At 62.8% G+C, this 22,712-nt stretch carries 9 protein-coding genes; 4 read left to right on the top strand and 5 right to left on the bottom strand.

Annotated elements, in window-relative coordinates; genetic code table 11:
- Positions 1-15 precede the first annotated feature (15 nt).
- The 3 genes from tssC to pvdP form a co-directional block, all read right to left on the bottom strand.
- The gene (gene tssC, locus PverR02_RS13545) at positions 16-1,554 is read right to left on the bottom strand and encodes a type VI secretion system contractile sheath large subunit (RefSeq protein WP_046487050.1); all 1,539 of its coding nucleotides are present in this window, start codon (positions 1,552-1,554) and stop codon (positions 16-18) included.
- A gap of 33 nt (positions 1,555-1,587) precedes the next feature.
- Entirely contained in the window at positions 1,588-2,091 is a 504-nt protein-coding gene (gene tssB, locus PverR02_RS13540) for a type VI secretion system contractile sheath small subunit (protein WP_046383738.1), read from the bottom strand.
- A gap of 474 nt (positions 2,092-2,565) precedes the next feature.
- Positions 2,566-4,194, bottom strand: coding sequence for a pyoverdine maturation tyrosinase PvdP (gene pvdP, locus PverR02_RS13535; RefSeq protein WP_079443624.1), 1,629 nt, complete (start codon positions 4,192-4,194; stop codon positions 2,566-2,568).
- A 142-nt stretch (positions 4,195-4,336) separates the two neighbouring features.
- Here pvdP and pvdM point away from each other — a divergent pair, with 142 nt between their 5' ends.
- Together pvdM and pvdO are read left to right on the top strand one after the other, a co-directional pair.
- A complete protein-coding gene (pvdM, locus tag PverR02_RS13530; protein ID WP_079443623.1) occupies positions 4,337-5,701 on the top strand; it encodes a pyoverdine-tailoring dipeptidase-like protein PvdM in 1,365 nt (454 codons plus the stop codon).
- Positions 5,702-5,777: 76 nt separating this feature from the next.
- Positions 5,778-6,644: a dihydropyoverdine dehydrogenase gene (gene pvdO / locus PverR02_RS13525; protein WP_046487059.1), complete on the top strand. Its 867-nt coding sequence runs from the start codon at positions 5,778-5,780 to the stop codon at positions 6,642-6,644.
- Between the two features lie 190 nt (positions 6,645-6,834).
- On the opposite strand, the gene PverR02_RS13520 is transcribed toward pvdO, so the two are convergent.
- The gene (locus PverR02_RS13520; RefSeq protein WP_079443622.1) at positions 6,835-7,662 is read right to left on the bottom strand and encodes a N(5)-hydroxyornithine transformylase PvdF; all 828 of its coding nucleotides are present in this window, start codon (positions 7,660-7,662) and stop codon (positions 6,835-6,837) included.
- Between the two features lie 199 nt (positions 7,663-7,861).
- Here PverR02_RS13520 and PverR02_RS13515 point away from each other — a divergent pair, with 199 nt between their 5' ends.
- The gene (locus tag PverR02_RS13515) at positions 7,862-9,514 is read left to right on the top strand and encodes a cyclic peptide export ABC transporter (protein ID WP_079443621.1); all 1,653 of its coding nucleotides are present in this window, start codon (positions 7,862-7,864) and stop codon (positions 9,512-9,514) included.
- A 109-nt stretch (positions 9,515-9,623) separates the two neighbouring features.
- Positions 9,624-12,056, top strand: a complete 2,433-nt coding sequence (locus PverR02_RS13510) for a TonB-dependent siderophore receptor (RefSeq protein WP_193791661.1) — start codon at positions 9,624-9,626, stop codon at positions 12,054-12,056.
- Between the two features lie 165 nt (positions 12,057-12,221).
- Here the strand turns inward: PverR02_RS13510 and PverR02_RS13505 are convergent, their stop codons facing one another.
- Positions 12,222-22,709, bottom strand: coding sequence for a non-ribosomal peptide synthetase (locus tag PverR02_RS13505; protein WP_079443620.1), 10,488 nt, complete (start codon positions 22,707-22,709; stop codon positions 12,222-12,224).
- Positions 22,710-22,712: the final 3 nt, after the last annotated feature.

Below are 22,712 nucleotides of genomic sequence, written 5' to 3'. Positions count from 1 at the left end.
TTCCCTACGACTGAATCAGGCTTTGGCCTTGGGCATCTGCGAAACCAGTGACAAGTTCACGTCCATACCCTCGACCTGGAAGTGCGGCACGGCATACAACTTGACGCGGAAGAAACCGGGGTTGTCCTCGATGTCTTCCACCGTGACCTTCGCCTCCCGCAGCGGGTGTGAGGCCTGCAAGTCATCGCCCGGATCAGTCATCTCGGTGACCAGCCCGCCGATCCACTTGTTCAACTCCAGCTCCAGCAAACGCCGGTCCTTGGTGGTGCCAATGTTTTCGCGCTGGATCAGCTTCAGATAGTGAGCAATGCGTGACAGCAGAAAAATGTAAGGCAGGCGTGCGTTGATTCGACTGTTCGCGGTGGCGTCGGCCGTGTCGTACAGCGCCGGCTTTTGCGCGGAGTTGGCCGAGAAGAAACACGCATAGTCGCGGTTCTTGTAGTACGAGAGCGGAATGAAACCGAGGTTGGCGAACTCGAACTCACGGGTTTCCGGAATCATCACTTCGGAAGGAATCTTGACCTGATTGCCGGTGCCCAAGTCATACAAATGGATAGGCAGTTCAGTGACCGCACCACCCGACTGCGGCCCACGTATCTGCACGCACCAACCGTTGCTGATGAAGCTTTTGACCATGTTCGCGGCAAAGGCAAACGATGCGTTGGTCCACAGGTACTTGTGGTGATCCGGCCCTTTGACATTCTCGACGTAATTGAAGCTGCGCACGGGAACGGTGTCGGGCCCGTAGGGCAAGCGCCCCAGGACCCGCGGCATGGTCAGGCCGATGTAACGCGCGTCGTCACTGTCACGGAATGACTTCCACTTGATGTATTCGGCACGATCAAAATAGTTGCCGATGTCCTTGATCGCGGCCACCTCCTCCATGGTTTCCTTGCCGAAGAACGCTGGGCCTACAGCCCCCACAAACGGCATGTGGGCGGCGGCGGCGACTTTGGAAATATTGCGCAGCAGCGCGATGTCCTGAGGCCTGCGATCGAATTCGTAGTTTGAAATAGCCGCCGCAATCGGCTCGCCCCCCGGTGTGTCGTACTCCTGCGTGTAGGTATGCAGGTACAAGCCGCTCTGGGCAATTTCAGGCGCGTCCTCGAAGTCTTGCACCAGATGGTCCTTGCTGACATCCAATAGTTCTATGCGAACGTTCTGACGGAAATCCGTCTGATCAATCAGCGATTTCACACCGCGCCAGGTTGACTCGACGCGCTGGAAGTCCGGATGGTGCATGACCGCATCGAGTTGACGGCCAATCTGCCGGTCCAACGAAGCAATATGCTCATCCAACAGGACTTTATCCAAACGCTCGATTTTTTGCGGCGATTGCTTAAGCAACTTTAAAAACACACTGACCGCTGCCGTCACCCGCTCATCGGCGGACACCTCGGACAGCGCATCCGAGTTCTGGAAGATATCAATACCGGCCAATTCAGCAACAGGACTTAAATTGATCTTGTTAAACAGCGCAGCATAAACACCCGCAGACTCTTCAGACAACACTGTAGCGCCGCGCGCTTGCACGTTGGAATGTTCTAAGGACATGATTTAACTTCCCTTTTAAATTACCGCTATGAATTAACGCTCTTCTTCAGGCGCCAAGGCAGCCAACTCAGCGCGCAGTTCGTCACTGAGCGCGTCATCCTTGAGGATGCGCTCCAACTCATGGCGGAAGGTCACGTTGTCCAGCAGATTCGATTTCAGATCACGCAACAGGTTGCGCATCGCCAATAACGCACGCAGTTGTGGAATCTGCCGTGCGACCTGCTCAGGCTCGAAGTCCTTCATGCACCGGAAACTCAGTTCGACAGCGGTGTCGGACGCATCGTCGTCCAAGGTGTTGTCGACAGCCAGTTTCAGACCCGGCGAGAACTCGCCCAGGACGCTGTCAAAGTTGTTCTTATTGATATCAACCTTGCCGCGCTCGGAGAGCGGACGCTGTTCTTTACCGTTACTGTAGTCACCCAGCACCATCAGTTTCAAAGGTAACTCAACCTTTTTCTGCGCACCGCCGGTATGCAGGTCGAGCTTGATATTAACCCTGGCCTTGGGCACTTCATTTTGAAAGCTGCTTAGCGTCATCGTTTCATTCCGTGAGTTATCCAACAGCATTGATCTGCGGTCAGATGGAAATTAAAACCGGAATTCAATCAACTTAAATTCCCTTTCCGGAAACCAAAGCGCTACATGGCACATGGCGTCCGCTTGCTCACTAGAATGAAGTATCACTGCCGGAACTTACCAGCCCCCGGATCACGGACGGGAACTTTCCATTGCGCATCAGGGATATTTCCCACAAAGCACAAAGATTATCTTTCTTGCAAAGATTATTGAAGATTTAAACCACAGACAGGGATCTCACTGTCGGATATTTCTTAACCGTGCCGGCGCCCAATAAAAGATCAGTAGAAATATACAAACCCATATAAATTTCTTTCAATATCTTCCATTGTTTATAGTACTAAAACCTATAAAAAACACCCACGTGCCGACCAGAAGATAAACCATCTCCGTCTCAGCTTTACATCATAAACATCGAACTCCAGCAAAAAACGCCTACACCTCGCGCACCTTGACCTTCAAATGCCGCGCATACCATGGCCGCTTCGGCACCCGTTTGAACAAACCCTGCAGCGCTTCGTCTTGCGCAGCAAACGTAATTCGCAGGGCGAGCTTCATGATCTCTGGGTCCATCTCCATCGAACGCCCCCTCTGCAAGCCTGGCGTGGTGCTGCAGCCATGGGTATCCGGGCCCAGCCACGGGTCGCCGACTTCAACCCACCGCCCCGGCGCGAACCATGCCACGCCGTTGACCTCCAGGCGGCTGACCTGGCCGGGATGGAAGCGCTCATGGGCGCGGAACCAGTCTTCGATACGGTCGTCGATCCAGCCATGGAAGTGCCAGAACACCGGGTTGACGTGGGAGGAAAACGGATCGCCAAGAAAGTCGTTTTCGGGTGCATACCAACGCGCGGCAAAGTCTGCCGGGTCGCGGGCGAAGGGCACGGGGGCGCCGTTGGAGGGGTCGCGGGGCACCGAGGCCCAGCGCATGTGCAGCCAGTCATGCAGGCCCAGTTCCATTTCGGAGCCGAGCTGGCCCAGGGTCAATTTGGCCAGGTATCGCGGGTCGCGGTATTGGGATTCCCAGACCTGGAAGTTGCTGTGGTAGGTCTCGGCGGCTTTGATATCGCTGACCCATTGGGTGTAGTCACCGTCGTCCGGCGCCAGCCAAGTGGGTGGCAGGGCAAAGCCGTCATGGTTGTCGAAGTAGCGCAGGAAGCCCAGGCGATCACGTTCCAGGGCCGGTTGCGGTTCGGGGAAGGCGGACCACGACGGCAAGTCTTGCATCGCACGTGCGGTGCCGAGCATATGCCGATGCATGAAGAAGAAGTCGATGCCCGAGCCGTTGCGATCCTTGAGCTTGCCCCGCGCGTCGCGCTCCTTGCCCCGTGGGCCGGGCTGCCAGCCGATGCCACGCAAGGCGTCGCGTTTTTCCTCGGAGAGCTTGTGCCATTGGTCGCGCGTGGCGTGCCACAGTTGGTGGAACAGGCGGTGCTCGGGGGAAATCAGCCAGGCCAGCAGCGAAGGGTTGAGACCGATGCGTTGGCGGGCTTCGGGAAACGGCTGTTTGTGGGCAACAAAGCGATTATCCGGCGCGGTCAGCGCCAGGGGGCGGTCGAGGTCGAGGATCCGCCCGCTGAGGGTGCCGCTGCCGGCGTTGCCGAAGACGCCCCAGACTTCATCGACGGTCATGCTGAATTCATAGGCCGGCGCGCCGTCGGCTGCATCACGGTCGATCAGCCGCCAATAGAGCTCGGTGCCCTCGCCCGTGAGCAAGTCACCCAACACGCGATAACGGGGTTCGCCATCGCCGCGCAGGTGCTCGGCCGTGTCGAGATAACCACGCAGGCCTCGCCCACGCGGCGCGACATCGAGAAGCAACGCCAGGCCCTGCGCGGGCAAACCCTTGAGGCCGGCATCGCGGCCTTCAAGGCGCAGGTTCCACACCCCGCGCAATGTGTTCGCCAGGTGCTGGCCGGCGGTATCGGCAAGATCCACCGTGGCTTCGCCGGGAGTGATGGGGAATTCTTCACGCGTCCACTCGCGATGGGCATATAAGGCCGCCGGCACGGCGGCACCAGTCAGCGCCAGGCCTGCGATGAACCCACGTCGAGAGATCGTCATTGTCTACCTTAGGAAACGGCGTTATCAGAGCTAGAACGTTTACTCGCGCGGGAAATTTACCGCGCCGTCGCCGAGGCCTAAATTTCCGCGCTCATCGCTCGTTCTTCCCAGATAGCAAAGGCCTCAACTGACTGAGACGGCAATGACAAAACCACGTTCGAAAAAGGCGCTGTTTATCGGCCTGCCACTGGCATTGGTCATCGGCGCCGGGGCCGGTTTCCTGGCCTGGGATCACTGGTTCCGAGGCAATGCCGGCTACCCGCTGGCGGTGATCAAGCAGGCCAATGACCTGCAGGAGCGCCTGTTGTCGTTCGACAGCCATATCACCGTACCGCTGGATTTCGGCACCGCCGGCAATGAGGCCGACCACGACGGCGGCGGCCAGTTCGACCTGGCCAAGGCGCGTCGCGGGCGATTGTCCGGGGCGGCGCTGACGGTTTTCGGCTGGCCGGAAATCTGGAACGGCGCCAATGCTCCCCACAGGCCCAGCGACGGCTTTGTCGAGGAAGCCCGCCACGAGCAGGAAGTGCGCTACAAAATCATCTCCGGCATGGTGCGCGACTTCCCCAACGAAGTGGGCATCGCCTACACCCCGGATGACTTCCGGCGCCTGCATGGCGAAGGCAAATTCGCGATCTTTATCAGCATGCTCAACGCCTACCCGCTGGGCAGCGACCTGAACCAGCTGGACCTGTGGACAGCACGCGGCATGCGTATGTTCGGCTTCAGCTATATCGGCAATAACGCCTGGTCCGACTCGTCGCGGCCACTGCCATTTTTCAATGACTCCACCGACGCTCTCGACGGCCTCTCGGACATCGGCCAGCAAGCGGTACACCGCCTCAATGACCTGGGGGTGATCATCGATGTGTCGCAAATGTCGACCAAGGCCCTGGAACAGGTTGCGCAGTTGAGCCGCACGCCGCTGGTGGCCTCCCACTCGGCGCCGCGCGCGGCGGTGGATATCCCGCGCAACCTCAGCGACAAGGAACTGCAACTGATCAAGCGCAGCGGCGGCGTGGTACAGATCGTGGCCTTCTCCGCCTACCTGCGCCCGCTGAGCCAGCCGACCCAGGACAAGCTCAACAGCCTGCGCGCCCGCTTCGACCTGCCACCCCTGCCCAACCTGGCCGTGGCCCTGATGCCGGGCGACGCAATCATCGCCGCCTGGCCCGAGCACACGTTCGGCGAGTACGCCAGCGCGCTGTACGCGATCCTCGATGACGAACCCAAGGCCACCCTCAAGGACCTGGGCGATGCCATCGACTACACCGTGCGCAAGATCGGCATCGACCATGTCGGCCTGGCGTCGGACTTCAACGACGGCGGCGGTATCGACGGCTGGAACAACGTCGGCGAAATCCGCAACGTCACCGCCGAGCTGATCCAGCGCGGCTACTCCGAAGCCGACATCGCCAAGCTGTGGGGCGGCAACTTTCTGCGGGTGTGGGACCAGGTACAAAAAGCCGCCAGGCCCTTGGCCAACCGCTCATCACCCTCGACGTAAGCCCGTGAGCACAACATGACCGTGCTGAGCCAGCGGTGGCGACGCACGCCCTTTGCCCTTTGAACGAGAGGCCCACATGACGCCATCCGCCCCCCTGACCGCTTTGGCCCTCACCGCCCTGTGCGCAGCGCTGCTGCCCAACCTGGCCGAGGCCGCCACGCCGCAACCCGGCAAAGTATTCAAGGACTGCAAGGACTGCCCGGAAATGGTGGTGCTGCCCGCCGGCACTTTCACCATGGGCACGCCCGACGATGAGGTCGGCCGCGAGCCGGACGAAGGCCCGATGCATGCCGTGACCTTCGCCAAGCCGTTCGCCATGAGCCGCTTCCAGATCACCGCTGGCGAGTGGGACAGCTATATCCGCCAGACCGGGGTCAAGATCGCCGACGGCGACACCCGCCCCGGCCGCGAATGCATCGCCAGCAAGCCGCGCTACCCCCAGAGCCCGCGTCAGCCGGCAGTGTGCATGGACATGGACGACATCAAACACTACGTGGCCTGGCTGTCGAAAAAGACCGGGCAGCCGTACCACATGGTCAGCGAAGCCCAGCGCGAATACGCCGCGCGCGCCGGCTCCAGCGGGCCCTTCCCGTTTCCGTTCGACGAAGGCAAGGGTTACAGCATTGCCGAACATGCCAACACTTACGGTCCGGCGGATGGCTACAGTTTTTCCTCGCCGGCCGGCAGCTACCCGCCGAACGCATTCGGCATGTACGACATGCACGGCAACGTCTACGAGCGCGTGGCCGACTGCGAACACCCCAACTACATCGGCGCACCGACCGACGGCAGCGCCTGGGTGGAACCGAACTGCGAGAGCTACCAGATCCGTGGCAATGACTGGGGCGAAGCGCCAGTGTTCTCGCGCTCGGGCAATCGCAACAACATCTACCCGCAGACACGCGGGGACTGGATCGGTTTTCGGGTAGTGCGCGACCTGTAACAACAAATCCCCTCACTGCACCTACTGCACCTACTGCACCCACTGCATCCGCTGCACCCGCTGCACCCACTGCACCCACTGTAGGAGCGAGCTTGCTCGCGAAGCCCCCGAGTACGCCGCGTTTATCCAGGATAAACGCGTTATCGTTGGCGATTTTCGCGGGCAAGCCCGCTCCTACAGGGGGCGTGCGTCAGCCCTGCTGAGCCAACCGTTCCAAACCTTCATGCAACGCCGGAAACAGGCTGTTGTTGAAGTTGTTCCAGCGCAATTCGAGGATGGTGTCGTCCGGGGAAATCTCGGTCTTGAGCACGTCGTGGAACACTTCTCCGGAGTCGATGCCGTTGTCCACGTAGTGGAACGACGCACCGGTCAGGTACAGCGGCTCGCACGGCTGCGTCTCCTTGGTCGTCCAATCCACCACCGCCTGGCCACGGGCACCGTACAAGGCGTTCCAGGTGGCGTAGGCGCCCCGGCGCTCGTAGGGCGATTCGATACGGGTAATGCCCGGGTGAATGTTCATGATCCGCCGCGCAAATGGCGCACCCGGGCGCACCAGCTCATCGAGGATCACCAGCAGGCCGTCCAGCACCACGATATCGGCCTTCAGCTCCACCAGCGTGTCGTGCAGGCGGCGTTCGAAGTCCTGCTTGCCGGCGATGTGTTGCGCGCTGCCACGCGGCAGGCGGCGGTAGGTGGACGGCACGCTCAGCAGCAAATCGTTGACCAGACGCCCCTGCACCCGCAGGTCCGCCGGGTACAGCCACTGGCGGCCCGGCGCATAGGCAAAGCCATAGTCGGCGACCAATTGCCGGTCACGCGGGTTTTGCTCGTCGTCGTCATACACCACGCCCACCAGGTTATAGGCCTCGCCCAGCGACGTATCGTTGAGCGAGCCCACCAGAAACTCCAGCACCGACTTCATGTAGCGCTCGTGGTCCTTATAGGCCACTGGCTGCCCGGCCTTGTCGGCGGCGGCATTTCTCAGGGACCACACATACACCAGGTTCTTTTTCGTCATTGGTTCGCTCTCACTGGATAGATCCGGCACGCGACCCTACGCGTGCGCCTACCCAACAAGAACGAACCAGGCAGCGGGCAATTTATCCGCCACCGCCACCGCCGGGCACGCCGCGCTAAATACTCGCGCCGACGCTTCGTTTGTCATGGGTAAGGGTCTGTGTGCCCAGCCCCCTCCATTCACTTTCCGGGAAGTACCTATGACCGACCCCAAGCGCGGCGCCTTCAGCGGTTTGCTCGCATTGCTCAGGCCCTTTCGCGCCATCGTGAGCGTCTCCGTCGCCCTGGGCATGGCCGGTGGCCTGGCCATCACGCTGCTGCTGGCGACTATCAATAATGCGCTGCACTCCGCCGCCGGGATGACCCAGGGGGTGATTCTGACGTTTGCTGCGCTGTGTGTGCTGGCGCTGGTCAGTTCGATCATTTCCGATATCGGCACCAATTACGTCGGCCAACGGATCATTGCCGCCCTGCGCAAGGACCTCGGCGAAAAGGTGCTGTCGGCGCCGATCGGGCAGATCGAGGGTTATCGCTCCCACCGGCTGATCCCGGTACTGACCCACGACGTCGACACCATCAGCGATTTCTCCTTCGCGTTCACACCGCTGGCCATTGCGGCCACAGTGACCCTGGGTTGCCTGGGCTACCTGGCCTACCTGTCGGTACCGATGTTCCTGATGATGGTGGTCGCCATCGTGATCGGCAGTGCCGTGCAGTTCATCGCCGGCGGCAAAGGCATCCAGGGCTTCGACCTGGCGCGCAGCCACGAGGATGAGCTGCAGCGTTACTACAACGCCATTGCCTCCGGCGCCAAGGAACTGCGCATGCACCGGCCCCGGCGCTTTCGCATGAACACCCAGCGCATTCAGGAAACCGCGGACCGCATCGCCGACATCCAGGTGCGTTCCGTGAACATCTACATCCTTGCCAAGACCTTTGGCTCGATGTTGTTCTTCGTGGTGATCGGCTTGGCCCTGGCGATGCAGGCCTATAACCCCAACCCCGACCCTAGCGTGATCACCGGTTTCGTCCTGGTGCTGCTGTACATGAAAGGCCCGCTGGAACACCTGCTCGGCTACCTGCCGGTGGTGGGCAAGGCGAAGATTGCATTTGGTCGTATCAGTGAGCTGTCACAGCGCTTCTCCTCGCCGGAACCGCACCTGCTGATGGATGACAGCGAAGCCCCGCAACCGGTGGTCAACAGCCTGGAATTGCGCGGTGTGCGCTACAGCCCGCCGGCAGTGGCAGGCAGCGAACCGTTCCACCTGGGGCCGATCGACCTGAACATCGCCCAGGGCGATATCGTGTTCATCGTCGGCGAAAACGGCAGCGGCAAGACCACCCTGATCAAGCTGCTGCTGGGGCTGTACCCGCCGCAGGCCGGGGAAATCCTGCTCAATGGCAACGCCGTGAGCGACCCCGAGCGCGACGACTATCGCCAGCTGTTCACCACGGTGTTTGCCGATTACTACCTGTTCGATGACCTGGTCCAGGGCAGCGCCGCCCAGTCACTCGACAGCGCGACAAAATACCTGGAACGCCTGGAGATCGCCCACAAGGTCAGCGTCAAGGATGGCGTGTTCAGCACCACCGATCTGTCCACCGGCCAACGCAAGCGCCTGGCGCTGGTCAACGCCTGGCTGGAAGAACGCCCGGTGCTGGTGTTCGACGAGTGGGCCGCCGACCAGGACCCGGCCTTCCGCCGGATCTTCTATACCGAGCTGCTGCCGGACCTCAAGCGCCTGGGCAAGACCATCATCGTGATCAGTCACGACGACCGCTATTTCGATATCGCCGACCAATTGGTGCGCCTGCGCGCCGGCCAGGTCGTGCACGAACTGACGCCGGCGTGAATTTTCTTTTCCGGTTTCCCGGGATAGGAACGTCTCACTAGTGGTAATGAGAACCAGACTCAATAAACACCTATAATTGCCCACTTAAAACATAGAAGAGAAAACACCCATGCCAGCACGACTCGGTCTCAGCCCACTGAGCAAAGCGCTATCCATGCGTCGGGCCCTGAACATCAACCTCCTGCCGAACGCCCTGGCCCTGGCCATATCACTGCCGGTGGCCGGCTATGTGCAGGCACAAGAGATCGAGTTGGACATTCCCGCGCAGCCGCTGGGGAGCGCGCTGCAGGCCTTCGGTCATCAGGCCAACATGCAGGTGCTCTACAGCCCGACCGACGTGCAAGGCAAGAACAGCACCGCCGTCAAAGGCAAACTGGACCCGCAACAGGCGATCAATACCCTGCTGTCAGGAACGTCGACCACCCACAGCCTCAATGGCAATTCGCTGACCGTCACCGCCGCCGGTACCTCCGCCGGGCTGGAACTGAGCCCGACCCAGGTGACCGCCAACCAACTGGGCAACGTGACCGAAAACACCGGTTCCTATACCCCAGGCTACATCGCCACCTCGACCCGCCTGGTGCTGACGCCCAAGGAGACGCCGCAGTCGGTGACCGTCATCACCCGCCAGCACATGGACGACTTCGGCCTGAACAACGTTGACGACGTGATGCGCCACACGCCGGGCATCACCGTCTCGGCCTTCGATACCGAGCGCAGCAACTACTACGCCCGTGGTTTCTCCATCAACAACTTCCAGTACGACGGCATTCCGTCCACTGCGCGCAACGTGGCCTATTCGGCGGGTAACACCCTGAGCGACATGGCGATCTATGACCGGGTCGAAGTACTCAAGGGCGCCACCGGCCTGCTCACTGGCGCAGGCTCCCTGGGTGCGACCATCAACCTTGTGCGCAAAAAGCCCACCGCAGAGTTCCAGGGCCACGCCAGCGTGGGCGCCGGCTCCTGGGACAACTACCGCAGCGAGCTGGATGTGAGCGGCCCGCTGACCGAAACCGGGAATGTCCGGGGTCGGGCGGTGGCGGCTTACCAGGACAAGCATTCCTTCATGGACCGCTATGAGCGCCAAAGCCCGGTCTACTACGGCATCATGGAATTCGACCTGTCCCCGGACACCATGCTGACCGTGGGTGGCGACTACCAGGACAGCCTGCCAAAAGGCTCGTCCTGGTCCGGCAGCTTCCCGCTGATCGACGCCCAGGGTAATCGCAACAACGTGAAGCGCTCGTTCAACAACGCCGCCGACTGGAGCAGCTGGGAGCAGTACACCCGCACCCTATTCGCCATAGTCGAGCACGACCTCGGCGATGGCTGGGTCACCAAGCTGCAACTGGACCACAAGATCAACGGCTACCACGCGAAGATGGGCTCGATCCAGGGCAGCACTCCCAACCTGGACGGCACTTCGCAGCTGACATCGGGCAAGTACACCGGCGAAACCGTCAGCGACTCCGCCGACCTATATGTGAGCGGCCCGTTCAGCCTGGGTGGCCGCGAGCATGAGTTGGTCCTCGGCGGCTCCATCAGTTCTTCCGAGTGGAACGGCAATGGCTACTGGAACCTCGCCCCCAACCTGGTGAATTTCCACAACTGGCACGGCAACGCGACCGAACCGGATTGGGGCACACCGCAGTCGAAGATCGACGACACCGTGCGCCAGACCGGCGCGTACATGACCACCCGCCTGAACCTCGCCGACGACCTCAAGCTGCTGCTCGGCGGCCGCGTGGTCGACTACACCGTCACCGGCAACAACCCGACCTACAAGGAAACCGGACGGTTCGTGCCGTATGCCGGTGTGGTCTACGACCTGAACGACACGTACTCGGTCTACGCCAGCTATACCGATATCTTCATGCCGCAGGAAAGCTACAACCGCGACCGCAACAACAAGCTGGTCGAGCCGGATGAAGGCCAGAACTGGGAACTGGGCGTCAAGGCAGACTTCCTGGACGGTCGTGTAAACGCCAGCGCCGCCTACTTCGAGATCCACGAAACCAACCGTTCCGTGTCCGACGACGAATACAACAACCGCACGCCGACACCGTCGAACTACGCGTTCAAGGGCACCAAGGCCGTGACCAAGGGTTACGAAGTCGAAATGTCGGGCGAACTGGCACCGGGCTGGCAGCTCCAGGGTGGCTATACCCACAAGGTTGTGCGCGACGACAACGACATCAAGATCTCGACCTTCGAGCCGGAAGATCAGGTCAGCGTCTACACCTCGTACAAGTTCAAGGGCAACCTCGACAAGCTGACCGTCGGCGGCGGCGCTCGCTGGCAGAGTGTTGGCTGGCAGGACATCTACAACAGCCCGAAAGGCGGCTACGAGGAGTTTTCCCAGGAGTCCTACTGGCTGGTGGACCTGATGACCCGCTACCAGTTCACCAAGAACGTGTCGGCAACGTTGAACGTCAACAACATCTTCGATAAGACCTACTACACCAACATCGGCTTCTATAACTCTGCCGCCTACGGCGAGCCACGCAACTTCATGCTCAGCACCCGCTGGGACTTCTAAGGCCTGCTCGTAGCCGCCCTGGCGGCTACTGAGGGCTCCAACCCTAACGCCCCGTGCATTCATTTGCCCGGGGCGTTTTTGCAGAGGCCGGTCGTTGAACCCCACCCCACGAAAAAGCCCCCGGTCACCATCAGTGGCCGGGGGCTTGTTCGTTCAGGCCCGGTGTTACGCCATCGCGTCGGCGAAGCTGCGCACGAACGCGGCGTTGTCGATCAACCGATCGTGACTGGTCTCGATCAGCACCGAACGTTCAATCCGGGACTGGCCGGCGACCTCCAGCATGCTCGCCTCAATCAACCGATGATGCACACCCGTGCGGCTCAAGGTCGCCCACCAGCAACTGATCGGCGCCTTGATCGCCTTGAAATCGGCATCATGCAGGCGCTGCCCCAGCATGCGGTCGACCTCCCACGAGATTTGCGCCTCATGGCCGCTGAGCAACTCTTCCTTGAGTTCATGGAAGCGCTCACCCAGCACATCCCCGGCCCACTGGTTGAACCCGGCCCATTGCTCATCGTCGCCGTCAACCGTGGCCTGCTGGCCCGACCACTTGGCATGGATCTGCGCCGTGAACTCAGGGAACATCGCGCCCAACAATTCCACGCGCCGGTCATTGGCGGATATTTCGCGCTCATCGACCATCACCGCCGTGTCCCAGAAAGGCTTGACCCACTGGGGTGGCGATGCGTCGATCCAGCCCACGCACTCCACTTCCCGCCCAGCCTGCTCCAGGCCATGGGCAACTTCCATCGCCAGGTTGCCGCCCAGGGACCAGCCCGCCAGACGGAAGGCCCCCTCCGGCTGCGCCGTCAACAATTGCGCGGTGTAGTCCTCGACCATCTCGTGCCAGGCCGGCACTTCACTGCCCTCCTCGGCCAACGCCCGGCAGATCACGCCCATTACCGGCCGCTGCTCGCGCAACGCCAGGGCAATGGCCTTGTAGCAATGCACCGAACCATAGCTGGGGTGAAACAGGTACAACGGTGTGCCACGGGTCTGGCTGTTCAACCTGACGATCAACGAGTTGCCGGCCTGACCATTAACACAGGCCACCTGCCCCGCAACCGTCGGGTTGAGCATCAGCTGACTCACCGAAAGCTCGACGCCGGTAGCCTTGCGGATACGCTCCTTGAGCATCAACACCAGCAACGAGTGCCCGCCCAGCTCGAAGAAGTTGTCCTCCACCCCCACCTGTTCAAGGCCCAGGACCTCGCGCCAGGCGAGCACAACGGTGTGCTCCAGCGGGTTGCTCGGCGCAACGAAGTGCCGCTGATGCACGCTGGCGTCCGGTGCCGGCAGGGCCTTGCGGTCTAACTTGCCGTTGGGGCTCAAGGGCATGCGGTCCAGCACGACCCATTGCGCAGGCACCATGTAGTCGGGCAAATGCGCCAGCAAGTGATGACTCAGGGCATCACGCCAGGCGGCGGCCGGGTCGTGCAACACCAGGTAGCCCACCAGATGCTTGCCATCCTGCACTTGCACCGATGCTTCACGCACCTGCGGATGCTCCAGCAGGCGCGCTTCGATTTCGCCCAGCTCGATCCGCAAACCACGCAATTTGACCTGATGATCCAGGCGCCCCAGGTATTCAATCACGCCATCCATGCGCTGACGGACCCGGTCCCCGGTACGATACAACCGCGCGCCAGGCTGGAACGGGCACGGCACAAAGCGCTCGGCGGTCAGGCCAGGACGGCGATGGTAACTGCGCGCCAGCCCGACCCCGCCCAGGTACAACTCACCGGCAACACCCGCCGCAACCGGCTGCAACTGCGTATCCAGCACATGGGTGCGCAGGTTGGCGATCGGCTGGCCAATCGGCACGCTGTCGCGGTTTTCATCGACACACGTCCAATGGGTCACATCAATGGCCGCCTCGGTCGGGCCGTACAGGTTGAACAGCCCGGCCTTGGGCAGTTTGGCGAACACCTGTTGCTGGGCGTCCACCGGCAGGGCTTCGCCGCTGCAAATGATGCGTTGCAGGCCCTGGCAACTGCCGGCCTGCGAGTCCTGGAGGAACGCCTGCAACATCGAGGGCACGAAGTGCAAAGTGGTGACCTGGTGTCGATTGATCAACGTCACCAGGCGCGACGGCTCCCGATGATCACCCGGAGCCGCCATGACCAACCGTGCGCCGCTCATCAACGGCCAGAAGAACTCCCAGACCGACACGTCAAAACTGAACGGCGTCTTTTGCAGCACCGTATCACTGGCATCCAGTGCATACGCTTGCTGCATCCACAGCAATCGGTTGGTCAATGCACAGTGGCGGTTACCGGCGCCCTTCGGCTGCCCGGTGGAACCGGAGGTGTAGATGACATAAGCGAGGTTTTCGGCCTCGACGGTGACCTCGGGATTGAAGGTGGCAAACCCTGCCAGCCAGCTGTCACCCTGCTCCACCACCAGGCACTGTACGCAGTCACCGATGGGCAACGACGCCACCAGATGCGCCTGCGTCAACAGCAGTTGCACCCCACTGTCCTGCAGCATGTAGGCCAGGCGCTCGCGCGGGTATTCCGGGTCCAGCGGCACATAGGCGCCGCCAGCCTTGAGCACGGCCAGAAGCGCCACCACCATCTCCACCGAGCGCTCCATCGCCACGCCCACCAGCAGGTCTGGCCCGACACCGGCCTGTATCAGGCGGTGCGCCAGGCGGTTGGCACGAGCATTCAGTTGGGCGTAAGTGAGCACTTCGCAATCAAACAGCAATGCCTGGGCATCCGGCGTGCGTTCGGCTTGCGCTTCGATCAACTGCTGCACGCTCTGCTGCAACGGGTAATCCTGCGCCGTGTCGTTCCACTGCTCGACCATCACCTGCTGCTCCAGACGCTCCAGCATCGGCAACTGGGTGACCCGCTGATTCGGATCGCCGAGCATGCCCTGCAACAGGTTCTGCCAATGGCGGGCCATGCGCTTGGGTGTCGCGGCGTCGAACAGATCAGTGGCGTAGGTCAGGGTCGCCCACAGCCCTTCGGCGGTCTCCTGGGTGTCCAGGCTCAAGTCGAACTGCGCGGTCTGCGTGCCCCACTCCAACCCTTCAACCCTCAGGTCGGCAAGCTGCTGGCCGCTGTTGGCCAGGCGCGCTTCGCTCTGGTGATTGAACAACACCTGGAACAACGGGTTATGGCTCAGGCTGCGCTCGGGTTGCAGCGCCTCGACCAATTGCTCGAAGGGCAGGTCCTGATGGCTCTGGGCATCCAGGGCCCGCCGCTTGGCCTGCTGCAACAATTGGGTGACGGTCAGTTGAGCATCGATATCGGCCTTGAGCACCTGGGTATTGACGAAGAACCCCACCAGCCGCTCGGTTTCGACCCGGCTGCGGTTGGCGATCGGCACACCGACGCGAATATCCTGCTGGCCGCTGTAACGGTGCAACAGGGTCTGGAACGACGCCAGCAGTACCATGAATAACGTGAGCCCCTCACGCTGCGCCAGGGCCTTGAGCCCCGTCACCAGCGCCGGGTCCAGGACGACATCCAGGCTCGCCCCGCGATAGCTCTGCACCGAAGGTCGCGGCCGCTCGGCGGGCAGTTCCAGCACCGGCTGTTCACCGCCCAGCAGCGTTTGCCAGTAAGCCAATTGGCGCTCGCGCTCGCCGCCCGCCATCCAGTCGCGCTGCCACTGCGCATAGTCGGCGTATTGAATCGGCAGCGCCGGCAGTTGCAGGTCCTGGCCTTGGCTGTAGGCCGCGTACAGTTGCACCAGCTCGTCGACCATCACCTGCATCGACCAGCCATCGGAGACGATGTGATGCTGCACCAGCACCAGCACGTGTTCGTCGTCAGCCAGGCGCAGCAGGGTCACCCGCAGCAGCGGGCCTTGTTGCAGGTCAAACGGTCGCGCGATCTCGGCTTGCACCAGGCGCTGCACATCCGCTTCGTCGGCGTCGGCATGCAAGATCTCTACGGCACCCGCATCACGGATCATTTGCCGGGCGCGGCCTGCGTCCTGGTACACCTGGGTGCGCAGGCTTTCATGGCGCGCCACCAGCGTTTCGAAACTGCGTTGCAGCGCGGCCTGGTCCAGCCAGCCACGCAGGCGCAGGGTGCTGGGGATGTGGTACGCGGCGCTCTGGGGGTCCAGTTGCCAGAGGAACCACTGGCGCTCCTGGGCATAAGACAATGCCAACGGCTGCTGGCGGCTGACGGGCAGAATCGCCGGCGCACTGTCCGTCTCGGCTGCCGAACGCTGCAGCGTCTCGACAAAACCCTGCAACCGCGGGTGTTCAAACAGGGTCCTGAGGGGAACTTCCCGGCCCAGCAACTGGCGCAGACGGGAGATGACCTGCATCGCCAGCAACGAGTGCCCCCCCGATTCAAAGAAGTGGTCGGCCAGGCCAACCCGTTCCAGGCCCAGGATTTCACCCCAGATCGCCGCCACGTCCTGCTCCAGCTCGCTCTGTGGCGCCACATACACCTGCTGCATCTGGCTCACATCAGGACGCGGCAGGCCCTTGCGATCGAGCTTGCCATTGGGGGTGAGCGGCATGCGCTCCAGGAACATCAGGTGCGAGGGCACCATGTAGTCCGGCAGGCGGGTTTTCAGGGCGCGGCGCAGGTTTTCACGGCAGGTGGCCTGGGCCACCGCATCGTCCATCAGCACCGGATCCAGTGGCACCACATAGGCCACCAACTGCTTACCGTTCGGGCCTTCCTGGGCCACCACCACGGTTTCGCCGACGCTGTCCTGCTCGCGCAGCCGCGCTTCGATCTCGCCCAGTTCGATACGGAAACCGCGGATCTTCACCTGGTGGTCGACACGGCCGAGGTAATCCACCACGCCATCCGGGCGGCCACGGGTCAGGTCGCCGCTGCGGTACACGCGGCTGCCGGGTTTGCCGAACGGGTCGGGGACGAAGCGTTCGGCGGTGAGTGCCGGGCGTTCCAGATAACCGCGCGCCACGCCCTCACCGCCCAGGTACAGCTCGCCAGCGACGCCGATGGGTTGCAGGTTGAGTTGGGCGTCGAGGATGTAGCCGCTGCGGTTGCCCAACAGCGTGCCGATCGGTGCATACACGGCGCCGCAGGGATCGCCCTTGCGTGCTTTCCACAGCAACGGCGTGACCACGGTTTCGGTCGGGCCGTAGCCGTTGAACAGATAAGTGGGTTTCAGCGCACGCCAGGCCAGGTCGTAGCTCGCTTGCGCCACCGCGTCACCGCCAAAGCAATACACGCGCACCTTCGGCGGATTACCGTCGCGCTCGGCGTGCTCGGCCAACTGTTGCAGGTACACCGGTGGGAACACGGCCATGGTCACGTGGTGACGGTGCATTTGCGCGTAGGTGTATTCCGGCAGCCACAGGCTGTCATCGCGGATCAGCACGCTGGCGCCGTTGATCAGCGGGTGCATCCAGCCTTCGTGGGAGCCGTCGAAAGCGAAGGACATGAAGTGCAATTCGCAATCGGCCGGGCCGGTTTCGTAGCGTTCGCCGGTGGCGATGATATGCGCCACCAGCGGACCGTGGGCCACCGCCACGCCCTTGGGCATGCCGGTGGAGCCGGAGGTGTAGATCACGTAGGCGAGGTTGTCGCCGTCGAGATCAACCGACGGCGCAGTGTCGCTGAAGCCGCTCCAGGTTTCGGTGCGGTCGATGGCGAGCGTATCCAGGCCTTCGGCAATCGGCAGTTGCTGCTGCACGGCGGTATGGGTCAACAGCAGCTTGGCGCGGCTGTCCTGCATCATGTACAGCAGGCGATCACGCGGGTATTCGACGTCCAGCGGCACGTAAACGCCGCCAGCTTTAAGCACCGCGAGGAACGCCACCATGATCTCGGCACTGCGCGGCATGGCAATCGCCACGCGCACTTCCGGGCCAACACCACGGGCGATCAACGCGTGGGCCAACTGGTTGGCCTGGCGATCCAGCGCGCCGTAGGTCAGGGTTTGTGTGTCGAACTTGATCGCGATCGCCTGCGGGTTTTCCCGCGCACGCTCGGCGACCAATTCATGTACCAGGCGCTGGGCCGGGAAGCCGGCGTCGGATTGATTCCACAACTGCAGGATGTGCCGCTGTTCATCCCCGTCCAACAGGTTCAACTGGCCGAGGGTCTGCTGCGGATCGGCGACCATCGCCTGCAACAGGTTCTGCCAATGCCGCGCCATACGTTGCACGGTCGACGCTTCGAACAGGTCCTGGGCATACCCCAATGTGGCCCAGATACCTTCGGTGGACTCTTGAATATCCAGGTCCAGATCGAAATGCGCGGTCCGGCTTTCCCACTCCAGCCCTTCTACCCGCAGCGTCGGCAATTGGTGCTGGACCTGGGCCTGGCCGACGTCGGTCTGGTGGTTGAACATCACTTGGAACAACGGGTTGTGGCTCAGGCTGCGCTCGGGTTGCAACGCCTCTACCAATTGTTCGAACGGCAAGTCCTGGTGGGCCTGCGCCTCCAGCGCCCGTTGCCGGGTCTGCTGCACCACTTGCGCGACGCTCATCTGCCCGTGAATGTCGGCCTTGAGCACCTGGGTGTTGACGAAGAAGCCGATCAGGCGCTCGGTTTCACTGCGGTTGCGGTTGGCGATCGGCACGCCGACGCGGATGTCTTCCTGGCCGCTGTAGCGGTGCAGCAAGGTCTGGAACGAAGCCAGCAACAGCATGAACAGGGTCACGCCCTGTTGCTGGGCCAGGACCTTGAGGTCGTGGGCGAGCGCGGGCGCCAGTTCGATCGGCAGGCGTGCGCCACGGTGGCTTTGCACCGCCGGGCGCGGGTGGTCGAACGGCAGCTCCAACACGCTCTGCTCACCGCCGAGCCGGTCGCGCCAGTAGCTCAGTTGGCGATCCTTCTCGCCCGCCTCCATCCAACGGCGCTGCCACACGGCGTAATCGGCGTACTGGAGCGGCAGCGCCGGCAATGCCAGGGTCTGACCCTGGCTGTAAGCCGCGTAGTGCTGCACCAGTTCCTCGACCATCAGTTGCATCGACCAGCCATCGGAGACGATGTGATGCTGCACCAGCACCAGCACATGCTCATCGGCGGCCAGGCGCAGCAGGCAGACACGCAGCAACGGCCCTTGTTGCAGGTCGAAGGGCTGGGCGATCTCGGCTTCTACGCGGGCCTTCAGCGCAGCTTCATCGACATCGGCGCACGCGATGGGCAACGACACCTGCGGTTCAATCACTTGAACCGTGCGCTCGCGCTCCTGGCGCAGGGAGGTGCGCAGGCTTTCATGACGGGCCAGCAAGGCGTCGAAACTGCGCTGCAACGCCGCGCGGTCAAGCTGGCCTTTCAGGCGCAGCGCGCTGGGGATGTGGTACGCCGCGCTGTGCGGCTCCAACTGCCAGAGAAACCACTGGCGCTCCTGGGCATACGACAGCGGCAACGGCTGGTCGCGCCCGGCCGGCAGTAGGGCCGGGGCTTTCGGGGCGGCGGGATCGGAGGTCGTCAAGGCAGCGACAAAGCCTGCCAGGCGCGGCTGCTCGAACAGCGTCTTGAGCGGGACTTCCAGGTCCAGGGCCTGGCGAATGCGCGAGACCACTTGCATGGCCAGCAGGGAATGCCCGCCCAGTTCAAAGAAATGATGGGCCAGGCCGACACGCTCGACGCCAAGGATATCGGCCCAGATCGCCGCGATCTGTTGCTGCAGCGGCGTGACCGGTGCCAACCATGCCTGCTGTGCCGAGCCGCCGACGGGTGTCGGCAAGGCCTGGCGGTCGAGCTTGCCGTTGGGGTTCAAGGGCATGCGCTCGAGGAAGATCAGGTGCGCCGGCACCATGTAATCGGGCAGTTGCTCGCGCAAAGTGGCCTTGAGCTGTTCGGCGGCGCCCACCTGCTCCGGCTCGGACAATGGCTGCGTCGCCACCAGATAGGCCACCAACTGATTGTCGGCGGCCAGCACGAAAGCCTCACGGACGTCATCCTGGGCCAGCAGCAGCGCCTCGATTTCACCCAGCTCGATACGGAACCCACGGATCTTCACCTGGTGATCGACGCGGCCGACGTATTCGATCACCCCGTCGGCGCGATAACGCGCCACGTCGCCGGTGCGATAAAGACGCTCGCCCAGGCCGCCGAACGGATCGGCGACAAAGCGCTCGGCGGTCAGGCCCGGGCGTTGCAGGTAAGCACGCGCCAAGCCGCTGGCACTGGCGATGTAGAGTTCGCCCACGGCGCCGACCGGCAACAGGTTGAGGTCGCCGTCCAGCACATACAACGCCCGCCCCGGCAACGCGCGGCCAATCGGGCTGGCGCTGCCGCCGACCGCCCCATCGTCGGCGCTGCAATCGAGCACGCTGGACACCACCGTGGCCTCGGTGGGCCCGTAGGTGTTGAGCAGCCGCACATGCCCCAGCCCGGCCCGGCGCCACATCGCCGGGCCGTCCAGGGGCATGGCTTCGCCGCCGATATGCACCTGGCGCAAGGCCCCGTAAGACCGTGGGCCCGCCGCCAGGCAATCGTGCAGGAACAGTTTCCAGTAAGCCGTCGGCAAGTCGGCCAGGGTGATGCCCTGATCGATGATCTGCCGGTACAGGTCGGCGCCGTCCCACAACTGCGGGCCGCGCAACACCACGGTGGCGCCCAGGGTCAGCGCCGGGTACAGCTGCTCGACGAAGCCGTCGAAGTTCAAGGTGGCGAACTGCAGCACCCGATCCTGCGCGACCAGGCGCGAGTAGTCGGCCGCGATGCCGGCGAACTCACTCAGCGCCGCGTGGCTGATGGCAACGCCCTTGGGTTTGCCGGTGGAGCCCGAGGTGTAGATCACGTAGGCCAGGCTCTGCGGCTCGACGTCGAGCGCCGGAGCGTGTTCGGCATACGGCGCCAACGTCGCGTGGGCCAGGTCGATATCCAGGCAGGTCAACGACCCGGCCAACGGCAGGCGCTCACGCAGGTGAGACTGAGTCAACACCAGGCGCACGCCACTGTCCTCGAGCATATGCACCAGGCGCTCGCGCGGATACTCAGGGTCAAGCGGCACGTAGGCACCGCCCGCCTTGAGCACCGCCAACAGGCTGACCACCATGGCAAAGGAACGCTCGACGGCGATACCGACCAGGCCGTCCGGGCCGATCCCCTGGTCGATCAGGTAGTGCGCCAGACGATTGGCCTGGCGGTTCAGTTCGCCATAGCTGAGCGTCTGGTCATCCAGGGCCAGCGCCTGGCGTTCAGGATGCTGGCGGGCCTGGGCCTCGAACCGGTGGTGTACGGCTTGTGCGACGGCGACGCTGGCCGGCGCGTTCCAATCCTGGAGCATCGTCTGCTGCTGCGCACGGTCGAGCATCGGCAGCGCGCTAAGACGGCTGCGCGGCGCACTCACCAGCGCCTGGAGCAGGTTTTGCCAATGTTGCGCAAAGCGCTCGATGGTCGCCGCCTCGAACAAGTCGGTGGCGTAGGTCAGCTCGGCCCACAGGCCTTCAGCGGATTCATGGGTGTCCAGGCTCAAGTCGAAATGGGTGGTCCGGTTGTCCCAGTCCAGTTCTGTCACGCGCAGGCCGGGCAGGTGCTGGCCGTCACCGCTGGCCTGGGTGTCGGTCTGGTGGTTGAACATCACCTGGAACAACGGGTTGTGGCTCAGGCTGCGTTCGGGCTGCAACGCCACCACCAACTGTTCGAACGGCAGGTCCTGGTGCGCCTGGGCTTCCAGGGAACGACGCTTGGTCTGCTGCAACAGTTCGGCAAACGTCATCTGCCCGTCGAGGTCGGCCTTGAGCACCTGGGTGTTGACGAAAAAGCCAATCAGCCGCTCGGTTTCGACGCGGTTGCGGTTGGCATTCGGTACGCCGATGCGAATATCCGCTTGGCCGCTGTAGCGAAACAGCAGGGTCTGGAACGACGCCAGCAGGAGCATGAACGGCGTCACACCTTCTTGCTGCGCCAGGCGCTTGAGGCCCGCCACCAGGTCCGCCGGCAGCTGCACCTGCAGGCTCGCGCCGCGATGGCTTTGCTGCGCGGGGCGCGGGTGATCAAGGGGCAATTCCAGCACGGGTTGCTCACCGCCCAGCAGGTCCTGCCAGTACGCCAACTGGCGGGCCCTCTCCCCGGCCTCCATCCAGTTGCGTTGCCACAGCGCGTAGTCGGCGTACTGGATCGGCAGGCCCGGCAGGCTAAGGTCCTGGCCCTGACTGTAGGCGGCATACAACTGCACCAGTTCCTGGACCATCACTTGCATCGACCAGCCATCGGAAACGATGTGGTGCTGCACCATCACCAGCACATGCTCATCTTCCGTCAGTTGCAACAGGGTCACGCGCAACAGCGGCCCTTGTTGCAGATCGAACGGGCGGGCGACCTCGGCTTCGACCCGCGCCATCAGTTGCGCCTCGTGAACAACCTCCTGCCGGATCTCGACACGCGCCTCGGGCTCGATGGTTTGCAACAGCTGCTCACCGTCCTGGATCAGCCGGGTGCGCAGGCTTTCGTGGCGCGCCAGCAGGCTGTCGAAGCTGCGCTGCAACGCCGCCAGGTCCAGGCGCCCCTGCAAGCGCAATGCGCCGGGGATGTGGTAGGTGGCGCTGTCCGGGTCCAACTGCCACAGGAACCACTGGCGCTCCTGGGCATAGGACAGCGGCAGGCGTTGGCCATCCTCGCGGATCGAGGCAATCGGCAGTTGGGCGAAGCTCATGCCACGGCTTTGCAGGCGCTGGTAAAACTGCTGGCGCTGTTCCAGCGGCAGGCGAAGAAAGCGCGAAACCAGATCGATATTAGGGTTGGAACGCATGGG

This window comes from Pseudomonas veronii (genome assembly GCF_002028325.1).
Classification (GTDB): Bacteria; Pseudomonadota; Gammaproteobacteria; order Pseudomonadales; family Pseudomonadaceae; genus Aquipseudomonas; species Aquipseudomonas veronii.
Note: the sequence above shows the minus strand (reverse complement) of the source record. Positions and strands in the feature narration are given on the sequence as shown.

Excerpts from the sequence above, each read along its gene's own strand:
- PverR02_RS13515 (WP_079443621.1), top strand. The coding sequence starts at position 7,862 with ATGACCGACCCCAAGCGCGGCGCCTTCAGCGGTTTGCTCGCATTGCTC.
- PverR02_RS13505 (WP_079443620.1), bottom strand. The coding sequence starts at position 22,709 with ATGCGTTCCAACCCTAATATCGATCTGGTTTCGCGCTTTCTTCGCCTG.
- pvdP (WP_079443624.1), bottom strand. The coding sequence starts at position 4,194 with ATGACGATCTCTCGACGTGGGTTCATCGCAGGCCTGGCGCTGACTGGT.
- PverR02_RS13510 (WP_193791661.1), top strand. The coding sequence starts at position 9,624 with ATGCCAGCACGACTCGGTCTCAGCCCACTGAGCAAAGCGCTATCCATG.
- PverR02_RS13520 (WP_079443622.1), bottom strand. The coding sequence starts at position 7,662 with ATGACGAAAAAGAACCTGGTGTATGTGTGGTCCCTGAGAAATGCCGCC.
- pvdM (WP_079443623.1), top strand. The coding sequence starts at position 4,337 with ATGACAAAACCACGTTCGAAAAAGGCGCTGTTTATCGGCCTGCCACTG.
- tssB (WP_046383738.1), bottom strand. The coding sequence starts at position 2,091 with ATGACGCTAAGCAGCTTTCAAAATGAAGTGCCCAAGGCCAGGGTTAAT.
- tssC (WP_046487050.1), bottom strand. The coding sequence starts at position 1,554 with ATGTCCTTAGAACATTCCAACGTGCAAGCGCGCGGCGCTACAGTGTTG.
- pvdO (WP_046487059.1), top strand. The coding sequence starts at position 5,778 with ATGACGCCATCCGCCCCCCTGACCGCTTTGGCCCTCACCGCCCTGTGC.